This window comes from Pseudogracilibacillus auburnensis, assembly GCF_003201975.1.
Classification (GTDB): Bacteria; Bacillota; Bacilli; order Bacillales; family Amphibacillaceae; genus Pseudogracilibacillus; species Pseudogracilibacillus auburnensis.
Map to the genome: position 1 here is coordinate 29,352 of NZ_QJJQ01000007.1, position 12,097 is coordinate 41,448.

Below are 12,097 nucleotides of genomic sequence, written 5' to 3' on the forward strand. Positions count from 1 at the left end.
ATTTCCTTCTTTATAATTCCATTATCTTAAAGAAGGAATACTAATATGTTAAAAACCTATTATTACTTACTATATACCCATTTTTCACACAAAATAAACATTTGTACAACAACATAGTATTATAGTATATATTTTTTAAAATTGCTAGTCAACTGGATTATTTTTATTTTTTTGATACATTTGCAAAATGATGTTCGCCGTTTCTTCTACAGCTTTATTCGAAACATCAATGACATCACAACCAATTTTATCAACGATTGCATCAAAAAATGCTAATTCTTCATCAATCCGTTTTAAAGTTGCATACGTTGCATGGTCGCCAAGTCCAAGTGCTTTTAGTCTTTCTTTTCTTATTCCGTTTAATTTTTCCGGACTAATACGTAGTCCAATACATCTAGATTTATTAATCCTGAATAATTCTTCTGGAGGATCTACTTCTGGAACGACTGGTACGTTTGCCACCTTGAGACGTTTATGGGCTAAAAACTGTGATAATGGTGTTTTTGATGTTCTTGAAACCCCTATTAAGACAATATCTGCTCTTGCAATGCCGCGCGGATCTCTTCCATCATCATACCTAACGGCAAATTCAATGGCTTCAATCCGTTTAAAATAATCTTTGTCAAGTTTATATACTAATCCCGGCTCCTGTCTTGGTGCATGTTTAAAAGTTCTCTCCATCGCTTCCATCATCGGCCCCATTATATCAATGACTTCGATGTTTAATTCTATCGCTCGATTGTTTAAATAGTCTCTTAAATCTGGGTCCACTAAAGTATACCCAATAATAGCTGCTTCTTCTCTAGCGATTTCTAACGTTTCATCAATCGTCTTCTTATCCTCTACATAAGGGATTCGCTGAATATTGTAGTTACCATTAGAAAATTGACTTAACCCCGCTTTTATCACAAGTTCAGCAGTTTCACCAACTGAATCAGATAGTACATATACAGATGGGTTTCTCATGTTTTATCCCTCTTTCTACACTTGTTCATCAAGTATTAATTCCACAAAAGCTTTCGTAATATTTGTCTTCGTTATTCGACCAATCACTTGCAAACCACTAGGAGTATCTTTCACAACAGGAAGCCCGTCAATTTGCTTGTCAATTAACTTTTTAGCCGCTTCAATTAACAAATCATCCGCTCGACAAACCGTAATATTCGGCATTCGGGTCATAATAATATGGACAGACACGATATTTAAATCTTGATTTCCAAGGCTTGCCCGTAGTAAATCTTTTCGAGATAATACGCCTGATAAGTAGCCGTCATCATTTACGACAAACAACGTTCCCACATCACCAAGGAACATCGTTGAAATAGCATCGTAAACCGATGCATCCTCTTTGACAACGACAGGAACGGATTGAAACTCACTCACTTTATATTGCTTCACTTTTTCTGTCAATAATTCTGAACCTGTCTTACCCGTAAAGAAATACCCAACACGTGGTCTGGCATCAAGGTAACCAGCCATCGTTAAAATTGCCAAATCGGGCCTAAGTGTTGCCCGAGATAAACTTAAATGATCTGCAATTTGTTCACCTGTTATTGGACCATTTTCTTTTACGATCTCGATAATTTTTTCTTGACGCTCCGATAATTCCACTTTTTCACCACCTATTAAGAAAAGCGCAAACGCCTTATCGCTAAACTGCTAATCAAATAGCTGAAGGAAGATAGGCGCTGGTCAAACAGCATAAGCCAAAATCAATTTCATAAATGTCAAACCTATAAAAGGTAGAAATGTTTTTGTCCATATGCAAATAAGAGTTTCTTTTTGTTAATGAAAATGTGTTACCTTATATGAATAGTATTATATACCGAAAGTTGATAAAAGGAAAATTGAAAAGCGAAAGTAATTTTGGAAATCTTTATTCTTTCACTTATTATTTATGTTGTTTCCATTCGATTAACGTAACATCGGCATATTGATTAATGATAGTTGAAATGTTGTGCACAAGTGCTAGACGATTTTGTTTTACATCCACATTATCTGCCATAACCATATTATGTTCAAAGAATTGATGGATTGGTCCTGCTAATCGTTCAATTTGTTCCAATGCATTGTTTGCTTCCAATTGATTTGTCAACTGAAAAAATGCTTCTTTGACCTCATTATACATGGAATAAAGTTCTTTTTCCGATTCTGTTTCAAATAATGCCGGATTAATGTTCGTTTGTACATGTTTTTTGCCAAGGTTCATAATTCTTACTAGCGCTTCTTCAATTTGTTTAAAGGATGGATCATTTCTTTTGGCAGATAAAAGTTTTGCTTTTTCTATCGTATAATGGAACGTACCAATCCCTTCATGAAGTACTGCTTGTATAATATCTTGCTCAATTTGTTCTTCCGATAGGATAAAAGCTGCACGGCTTTTAAAAAATTGGCTTATCTCTTTTTTTACATTCTCATCTGTTATTTCGTATACATGATAAGCAATGGATAATAGGGATTCAACAGAGATACTCCATTTATTTTCCCGGAGAATTCTTAATATACCGATCGCTTGTCGTCTTAAACTATATGGATCTTGTGACCCTGTTGGTACAAGTCCTACCGATATACATCCAACAATCGTATCTAGTTTATCCGCTATGCTGACTACTGAACCAGCTATTGTTTCAGGCAAGCTTCCATTTGCTTGAACTGGCAAATAATGTTCACGAATGGCTTGAGCAACCGTTTGATCTTCCCCGTAATAAAGGGCATACTTTTCGCCCATTATTCCTTGTAATTCCGGAAATTCATTGACCATATCAGTCATTAAATCAAACTTACAAATCTCAGCAGTTCTCATCGCTTCGGTACGGTTCTTTGTTTCTAATTGTAAATCTTCGCTTAGTTTTTTCGTCATAAATTTAATCTTGTTTAACTTTTCATAAATGGTACCGATTTTTTCTTGGAATACGACCGTTTTAAGCTTGTCGATAAAAAAGTGAATAGAATGTTTTCTATCTTCTTCATAAAAAAATGTAGCATCTGCAAGTCGTGCTCGTAATACTTTTTCATTCCCACGAACTACATTAGCTAATTCTTTGGCATCACCATTTCTTACACTAACAAAACACGGTAGTAACCGATTACTATTTATGTCCCTAACCGGAAAATAACGTTGATGCTCTTGCATAGAAGTAATAAGCGTTTCTTCTGGTAAACGTAAGAAATCGTCTGCAAAAGTTCCGTGAAATACTGTTGGATATTCCACTAAATTACGGACTTCATTTAGTAAGCTATCATTTACCGCTATATGAAAGTTTTGCTCTTGCTCTAACTGTTTCATTTGCTCTACTATTAATTGTTCACGCTTTTTCGGATCAATAATGACATAATTTTTCTCTAAGATCATTTCATACTCTAGTGGATTTGTTACCGTACTTTTTTCTCCTAAAAATCGATGGCCATACGTTACATTACTAGCTGTTACATGTGCTATTTCGAACGGGATAATTTGATCATTTAACAGAGCAACAATCCAACGCAGTGGACGAGCAAAACGGAATGAATCACTTCCCCAACGCATTGTCTGTGGAAACGAAATGGAAGCAATGATTTGTTTTATATCTGGTAAAATATGTGCTGTTTTCTTTCCCTCCATTTTCTTCTCGACAAAAATATAGGAAGTACCTTTCACTTCTTTTGTATAAATATCTGCTAATTCTTTTCCTTGTCCTTTTGTGAAGCCAATTGCTGCTTTTGTCCAATTACCTTGATCATCTTTAGCAATTTTTACTTGTGGTCCTCTTACTTCTTCTTTGATCGTTGTTTGATATTCAGCAATATTTTCAATTAGAATCGCAAGACGTCGTGGAGTTGAATACGATTTGATGGAATCAAAAGCAATATTTAATTCGGTTAACCAATTCTTCGTTTTTGTTAATAGTTGTTTTTCTGCATCATCGATAAATCTTGCTGGCAATTCTTCTATTCCAACTTCTACTAGTACATTGTTACTCATCTTCATTTTCCTCCTTCTTTAACATTGGAAAACCTAATCGTTCTCGCTCATTCACATACGCTTTAGCAATACTTCTTGCTAAATTACGAACCCTTGCAATATAACCTGTTCGTTCTGTTACCGAAATAACTCCTTTGGCATCGAGTAAATTAAATGTATGGGAACATTTTAAAACATAGTCGTAAGACGGAAAAATTAGCCCTTTTTCCATCGTTGCTTTTGCCTCTTCCTCATACAGTGAAAATAATTCAAAAAGTGTTTCTGTATTCGACTCTTCAAATGCATATTTTGAATGTTCATATTCTGGTTGGAGGAAAATATCTTTCACCGTTACACCATTCACCCATTCTAATTCAAAAACATTTTCTTTGTCTTGAATATAAGAAGCTAATCGCTCAATTCCATATGTTAATTCAACAGCGACAGGATTTGCTTCTAACCCACCAATCTGTTGGAAATACGTAAACTGCGTTATTTCCATTCCATCAAGCCATACTTCCCATCCAAGACCAGCTGCTCCAAGTGTAGGGTTTTCCCAATTATCCTCAACAAAACGAATATCATGGTGCAGAGGATTTATACCAAGCTCAAATAATGATTGTAAATATAAATCTTGAATATTATCGGGAGATGGTTTCATAATAACTTGAAATTGATGGTGTTGATAAAGCCGATTTGGGTTTTCTCCATAGCGTCCATCATCTGGTCTGCGCGATGGTTCCACATAAGCGACATTCCAAGGTTCAGGTCCTAAACTTCTTAACAATGTCATCGGTGACATTGTTCCGGCACCTTTTTCAACATCATATGCTTGCATTAAAATACAATCATGTTTTGACCAATAATTTTGTAATGTTAAAATCATTTCTTGTATATTCATCGTTTTTCTCCTCACTTTATCTCATAATAATTAGTAAACTTCGCATAAGCTGTGAGCAATAAGAAAGTTTTATATTTTCTTACTACAAAAAAAGAATCCATCCCTATGTCTTTTTCGTCAAAAGACATAGGGACGGATTCTTGCCCGCGGTTCCACCCTATTTGCATTCTATGTCAGAATACCACTTTTCTTAAACCATACTCCAGGGTGCCATTCCATCATAGACTATTATCCAGCTTTCACCTTCCTGGACTCGCTTCAAATAGTGCTCAAGACGTACTATTCCCTTTCCTTGCATGTATACTTCTTCAAATGATACATAATTTTAAATACTTTTGCAAGAAAAACGTAAAACTGCATGTTCAAAAATCCGATAAAAAAGACCAAGAAGTTCCACTGGCATTGGGACGAGCATTTAGCGGAGTCCCAGGATGTCGCGCCTTTAGCCAAAGGGTTTATCCTTTCTTAGCTACCAACGCAGAAATTCACTGTATCATTTTTTGGGATTTTTGAACATCTTCTAAAATAAACTTATTCTTTTAATAAGTTTATTTGCGATAAAAACTTTTTTGACTTTAACGTAAATCCACCATATGTATCATAGTATTGATCCAAAATAGTTCGTAATACGTTTTGATTGTTTGGCTTGACAGATATATTTCCTACTCTCTCTAAACCTACACTTTCAAATATAGGTAATAATTTAACCATGGCATTTTCCAGTTTAATCGCATATTGATCCAGTTGCATACAATGACGACAGAGTAGACCTCCTTCATGAATAGAAAATCTAAAAGGATATTCATTTCTATTACAATTGACACAATGATCGACTACTGGAGCAAACCCACCCTTTTTATATATTTTCAGTTCATACATCATCATTGGGATCATAAAATCCTCTTTATCATTAATCCATGTAAGGGTTTTAATTAGTTGATCATATATAAAAGGGTCAGGCTCTTTTGATTCCAGTATTTTATCTGTTAGTTCAATTAAGTAAGCAGCATAAGCAGTCTTTACGATATCTTCACGAATATGTCGAAAAGATTGGATCATTTGCCCTTGCTGTACTGTACTTAATCCTTTACTTACATAGATAAGAAAATCACCCTGAATAAAAACTTGTGAAACCGAACTTAGCCTACTTTTTGGCTTGCTCGCCCCTTTACTAATAGCTGATATTTTTCCAAGCTGCCTTGTAAAAATCGTAATAATTTTATGCGTTTCTCCATAATTACGTGATTTTAACACAATTCCTTCAAGTTGTTTTAGCATACAAGTGTCCCCTCTAGTTTATATGCTACATTTTTGTTTGAAAGGATGCAATCTCTTCACTCTCTGTTTCGGTATTATTCCTTTCGTCTAGTTGTTCATTTTCCAATTGTTTCAACAATAAATAGGTTTCAACGTTTCCTGTTTGTAAAAATAAATTCCAAATCATATTATTCACAAGAAACCTTCCTTTCCTGTATATTTGTTGTAATGAAAATGTAACTTACTATTAGAATTTCCTACCTAAACGTAAACATGAATATTAATTTTTACCAACAATCATTTTAATCATTATTAAATCCATATTGTGTCAATAGAGATTGTCTGTTTCGCCAATCCTTTTGTATTTTTACCCATAAATCTAAAAAAACTTTTTTCCCTAAAACCTCTTCCATTTCTACCCGAGCTTCTTGTCCAATCTTTTTTAACATTTTACCATTTTTTCCAATTAAAATACCTTTTTGTGACTTTCTTTCTGTAATAATCAGGGCTTGAATGTATACCGTCTGTTTATTTCGCTCTTCCATTGATTCAATCATGACATTAATGGAATGTGGAACTTCTTCTTTCGTATGAGTTAATACTTTTTCCCTAATTAATTCACTAAGTAAAAATCGCTCTGACTTATTCGTTATTTGGTTTTCATCATAGTATTTAGGGCCAGCAGGTAGATGCGATTTAATGTAAGAAATCGCGGTATTAACATTATTCCCATTTAACGCGGAAATAGGAATAATTTCTTCAAAATCACATTTATCTTTATATTGTTCAATCAGTGGAAAAAGCTCGTCTGGATGAATTAAATCGACCTTATTTATTAATAAAAATACTGGGCTATCTACGTGTGATAGTTGCTCTAAAATAAATTCATCCCCTTTTCCATACCCTTCTTTTGCATTTATCATAAAAAGAATAACATCTACATCGTTTAATGTTTGAATAGAAACATCTACCATATAATCACCTAGTCGATGTTTAGGTTTATGAATTCCAGGGGTGTCAATAAAAATGATTTGAGCGTCTTCCTCTGATAATATTCCGTGAATCGTATGACGTGTTGTTTGAATTTTATCGCTAATAATTGATATTTTTTCTCCAATTATTTGATTCATTAATGTTGATTTTCCTACGTTTGGTCTACCAATAATTGTTACAAATCCTGAAACATGTTCACTTTCCATAGTATCCTCCCGTTTGTCTTTTGTTGGCAAATAGAAAGCATTCTAATTACTCACTGGCTAAAAGCGCAACTTTAGTTATGGTAAATAAGTTATTCCATTATTTTCGTAAGTGCAACATCACCTAGTCACCGCCTTTTCGGCTATTTTAGGGAAGGCCGACTAAGGACAGGCTTTGAGCCTAACGTCAGCATACCCCGATGAAGGGGCATGTTTTCTTTCGTCATAAACTTAGCTATCCGCTAGTTTTCTTTAACGTAGACTAAGATTTCTAATACATATGATACTACAAATTACGCTTCATTTTAATTGTTTCGACAAAGCTTATAAAATAATTTTATATTTCGCTTTTTTTCGCATGGTATTTTTTATTGTTCGTTAAAACCTTTTAACCTGTATACTCTTCGCTTTCGCATAGGTGACCCTAAGCCTCTTGAACTTCCGTGGGCTTTTCGGCGTACTGAACAGACTTGTACAAAGTTTTTGTTCGATCATACCAAATAAAGACGGGGGTATTTAACATCAAGGGGGTCGGTCATTTTTTCTGGAAAAATCAAGGGTAATCACAGATTCAACGCTTTTCGTTGACACGAACAAAAACACTGCCCCTAAAGCTCTTCAGTAGGGGACCGAAGTACAGTCTTAGAACGTGGTGTACTTAGACTACTTTCCTGTACTAGCACTTTTCCCTTAGGAGTTTCCATTCATACAAACCGATCGCTCAGCTAGCATTTAGTTCTACAATAACCTATTTCCAGACTAAAATCGGCTAAAAACAAAAATAAAAAACCCTTAACAGGGCTTCACAGAAATACTTTTGGGAAAAAGATAATCGTCCCGATAATAATCGAAGTAATTGCTGCGATTAAAACAACTGCAGCTGAAATATCTTTAATTATTTTTGCCTGAGGATGGTATTCTGGTTTCATATAATCAATCATTCGTTCCATCAGACTATTAACCAATTCAGCTATAAGCACAATATGAATCATCATCAAAATAATAACCCATTCCATCGCTGTTAGCTGAAAATATAGACAAAAAAAGATAACAACGATGGTAACGTAAAGATGTATACGAAAATTGCGTTCTCGTTTAAATGCCTCTTTTAAACCATTAAATGCATATGTTAGGCCAATACCTTTTTTCTTCTTATCTTTCAAGATTAAACTCCTTAAGTATAGTCTCTTGCTTTTCAAACATTATTTTCTCCTTTTCTTTATTATCGTGTGTATGCCCTAGTAAATGGAGAAAACCATGGATCGCCAAGAAAATTAACTCTCGATCAAAGGAATGATTGTATCGCATTGATTGCTCTTGTACTTTATCAATCGAAATGATGATATCCCCTAATAATAGCGGCATGGAATGATCATCGCCTAATTCCATAAAAGGGCTATCCATTTGAAAAGATAAAACATCTGTCGGTTCATTTTTATTCCGATACTGGTCATTTATTTCTTTTATTTCCTCGTTTGTCACGATGCTAATGGACAATTCCATCTCTCTTACTATCTTTTCTTTTTCTGCTGCAAATAATAGTACACTTTCAAGTAACTCTTTTTGAGGCTCTGTTAGTTGCTCTGTTTTGTCAAAAAGGTCAATATGCATTAATTTGCCTCCTTAGCAGGGTATTGAATGCGTGAATGAAATATTCCTTTTAATGATTCACAGACTGTTTCACGAATCGTATGAATTTCTTCTAAAGTTAGCGGTGTTTCATCCAATTGTCCATCCATTAATTTACTATTTACAATGGAAGCAACAATTTCTTCAATTTTTTCAGAAGAAGGCTCTGTTAACGATCTTACTGCAGCTTCGGACGCATCACAAATAGAGATAATTCCTGCTTCCTTCGTTTGTGGTTTTGGCCCTGGATAACGAAACTCTGCTTCGTTTACATCTTTATTCTTGTTTTTTTCGAGCCTGTAGAAATATTGGACAAGTGAAGTTCCATGGTGTTGTTCGGCAATATCGATTATTTCATTTGGTAAATGGTGCTGTTTCAACATTTTGACACCTTCAGTTACATGGCTAATAATAATTTCCGCACTCTTTTTTGGTTCAATAAAATCATGTGGATTTCTAATCGCCACTTGATTCTCAATGAAATAATGTGGCTTGATTGTTTTTCCAATATCATGATAATAGGAACCAACTCTAGCGAGTAATCCATTAGCACCAATTGCTTCACAAGCCGATTCACTTAAGTTTGCTACCATAACTGAATGGTGATACGTCCCAGGTGCCTCTGTTAAAATCTTTCTAATTAATGGCTGGTTTGGATTCGCTAAAGCAAGTAATTTACTATCAGATAAAATACCAAGCCCTGTTTCAAAAAATGGTAACAATCCAATCGTTAAAACGGCCGATAATACTGCAGCCCCCACACCAAATGCTGAATGAATCATTAACTCTAGCAATTCATATTTTTCAAAAGATAGTAATATAAACATCACAATAATCATAACATTAATTATAGCCATTCCAAAAGCTGTTTTTATTATTGTCACACGATCTTTTAAATCCGTTAAAAAGAAAATCCCTGCTAGTTGAAAAAATAAAAAGAAAATTCCGGCCTCCATATTTAAGGAACCTGGTATTTCACCATTAAATAAGATACTTCCTAATATTGCATAAACGACTGCAAATACAATACTTAATCGTTCATAAATAAGTAATTTTAATAAAAGTACACCTGTAGCAACTGGAACGAGTAAATATAGTTGGTTTAATTGATCCGTAAATAAACTGACTATTTTCATAAATGTTACGATAATAATACTAATAAAAATAATCGACAAAATTTTTCCTTGATCCAATTCATTCCGTTTGTGAAGTCGATTTAATTCGTACCCGATCATACTGATAATAAGTAAAATAAAGATGCCTAAACCAACTGCTGGAAATACTTGTCTTTCTTTATTTAATAGCCCTGTTAATTTTAAATCTTCATAAATCTCGTTAGTGATAATCTGCCCCTCTCGGACAATAATATCCCCACTCCGGATGACAACTGGCTCCACATTACTAGCCGCTTCATTTCGTGCTTCCATCGTTTTTTCTACATCGAAGAACGAATTTTCAACGATAGCGAAATCGATTAAATTATTGAGAACTTCTTTTACTTCCGCATTTAATGTGGAATATTTAATAATCGTGCTTACTTCTTCTTTTGCACTTTGAATATTTTCAATTCGAACGCCATCTTCTAACGTTTTTTCAACCGCTTTAATAAAAATATCTTTCCCGTGTTTTCTATCTTTATTTTCCAATCGGACTAATTGCATAAACACTAAATCGTCAATTTTATCAGTAATTTCGGATGATAAAATTTCCTGCAGTTGATAAACCTTTTCATCAATTGTCAAAGGCTCAACCGTCTTTTCTTCTTCGTCATCAACCTTTTCTTTCTTTTTTGTATTTGAAAGGGTGTTGACAGCATCAAAGATTTCTTCAATGTAATAAATTTGCTCCTCGGTAATCTCATCTACAATGGTATATCGATCTCCAACAGCTAACACCGTTTCACGCATCTTCCGGTCAGTTTCTACTTCGTTTTCGATCGTAATTGGTGATCTAATCGTCTCCTTTGCCCGGTTAAATCGTTCTATATCATATGTTTTTGAATGGACATTATTGATCGTTAATAAATAGAAAAAAACACCCAATATAACGATAGGCAAAAAAACAGCTATCCATTTCGATTTACTATTAAAAAATGAAAAAAGTTTGTCAATCCATTTTTTCAAAGCTTATTCACCTCTGGCTACCTCAAATACAGTTTATAAAAAAACACCATTAATTGTTTTCATATGCATGAATAATTTTTTGAACTAGTGGATGTCTCACAACGTCCGATTCATCCAAATAAATAAACGCAATTTCATTTATATTCGTAAGTAAACGATTCGCTACTTGAAGACCAGATTCGACACCTTTTGGTAAATCAATTTGTGTAATATCGCCGGTAATAATCATTTTTGAACCGAATCCTAATCGTGTCAAAAACATCTTCATCTGTTCTGGAGTTGTATTTTGTGCCTCATCTAAAATAACAAACGCATCGTCCAACGTTCTTCCACGCATATAAGCGAGTGGAGCGATTTCGATAATTTCTTTTTCAATTAATCGTGCCGCATGTTCTTTTCCTAAAACGTCATTTAACGCATCATATAATGGTCTTAAGTATGGGTCAACTTTTTCTTTTAAATCACCTGGTAAAAACCCAAGACTTTCTCCCGCTTCCACAGCTGGTCTCGTTAAAATAATCCGTTTTGCTTGTCCATTTTTTAGTGCATGAACAGCTTTTACTACAGCCAAATATGTTTTACCTGTTCCGGCTGGACCAATGCCAAAAACTAAATCATACCTCCCAATTGCCTGGACATACGATTTTTGCCCTAATGTTTTGACTCGAATAGGTTTGCCATGCGCATTTTTCGTTATCTCATCTTCAAACAAAGTTTCAAACTGATGAATCTTGCCTTCTTTTGCTAACTTTACCGCGTAAAGTACATCTCTCTCCGTTAAAATGAGACCTTTTTGAATGACATGCAATAAACTGTTTAAGATTAATTGAACCAATTCAACCTGACTACCTGAAACTTGAATTTTCTCACCACGAGTAATAATCGAGACGTTTAATTGTTCTTCAATTCGTTTTAAAAAATTATCATTATTTCCAAATAGTTCTCTTGCTTCGTTTGAATCAGTTAATTGTAGATCGATTTGCTTCAAGTTATCTTCCATCATGTAACTCCTTTTTACAATGTCGTCCAATAAAATGTAAACGACCGAATG

11 protein-coding genes and 1 other annotated feature are annotated in these 12,097 nt (G+C 34.3%); all 11 genes read right to left on the reverse strand.

The window, feature by feature from the left end; all coding sequences use genetic code 11:
• Positions 1–144: 144 nt before the first annotated feature.
• Positions 145–966, reverse strand: coding sequence for a pyruvate, water dikinase regulatory protein (locus tag DFR56_RS10630; protein WP_110395423.1), 822 nt, complete (start codon positions 964–966; stop codon positions 145–147).
• A 15-nt stretch (positions 967–981) separates the two neighbouring features.
• Entirely contained in the window at positions 982–1,611 is a 630-nt protein-coding gene (ccpN, locus tag DFR56_RS10635; protein WP_110395424.1) for a transcriptional regulator CcpN, read from the reverse strand.
• A 280-nt stretch (positions 1,612–1,891) separates the two neighbouring features.
• Positions 1,892–3,961: a glycine--tRNA ligase subunit beta gene (gene glyS, locus DFR56_RS10640; protein WP_110395425.1), complete on the reverse strand. Its 2,070-nt coding sequence runs from the start codon at positions 3,959–3,961 to the stop codon at positions 1,892–1,894.
• Positions 3,954–4,841, reverse strand: coding sequence for a glycine--tRNA ligase subunit alpha (glyQ, locus tag DFR56_RS10645; RefSeq protein WP_110395426.1), 888 nt, complete (start codon positions 4,839–4,841; stop codon positions 3,954–3,956). The genes glyS and glyQ overlap by 8 nt, the downstream gene beginning before the upstream one ends.
• A 125-nt stretch (positions 4,842–4,966) precedes the next feature.
• Positions 4,967–5,143: a binding site (T-box leader), on the reverse strand.
• A 229-nt stretch (positions 5,144–5,372) separates the two neighbouring features.
• On the reverse strand, positions 5,373–6,119 hold the full coding sequence (recO, locus tag DFR56_RS10650) for a DNA repair protein RecO (RefSeq protein ID WP_110395427.1): 747 nt from the start codon (positions 6,117–6,119) through the stop codon (positions 5,373–5,375).
• Between the two features lie 25 nt (positions 6,120–6,144).
• A complete protein-coding gene (locus tag DFR56_RS10655; RefSeq protein WP_110395599.1) occupies positions 6,145–6,285 on the reverse strand; it encodes a YqzL family protein in 141 nt (46 codons plus the stop codon).
• A gap of 115 nt (positions 6,286–6,400) precedes the next feature.
• Complete coding sequence (gene era / locus DFR56_RS10660; protein WP_110395428.1) at positions 6,401–7,297, reverse strand: GTPase Era; 897 nt, start codon at positions 7,295–7,297, stop codon at positions 6,401–6,403.
• Between the two features lie 800 nt (positions 7,298–8,097).
• Positions 8,098–8,457, reverse strand: a complete 360-nt coding sequence (locus tag DFR56_RS10665; protein ID WP_242694703.1) for a diacylglycerol kinase family protein — start codon at positions 8,455–8,457, stop codon at positions 8,098–8,100.
• Entirely contained in the window at positions 8,447–8,905 is a 459-nt protein-coding gene (gene ybeY / locus DFR56_RS10670; RefSeq protein ID WP_110395430.1) for an rRNA maturation RNase YbeY, read from the reverse strand. Before ybeY ends, DFR56_RS10665 begins: the two co-directional genes overlap by 11 nt.
• Positions 8,905–11,046, reverse strand: a complete 2,142-nt coding sequence (locus DFR56_RS10675; protein WP_110395431.1) for an HD family phosphohydrolase — start codon at positions 11,044–11,046, stop codon at positions 8,905–8,907. The genes ybeY and DFR56_RS10675 overlap by 1 nt, the downstream gene beginning before the upstream one ends.
• Before the next feature lie 49 nt (positions 11,047–11,095).
• Positions 11,096–12,046, reverse strand: a complete 951-nt coding sequence (locus DFR56_RS10680) for a PhoH family protein (protein WP_110395432.1) — start codon at positions 12,044–12,046, stop codon at positions 11,096–11,098.
• Positions 12,047–12,097 lie beyond the last annotated feature (51 nt).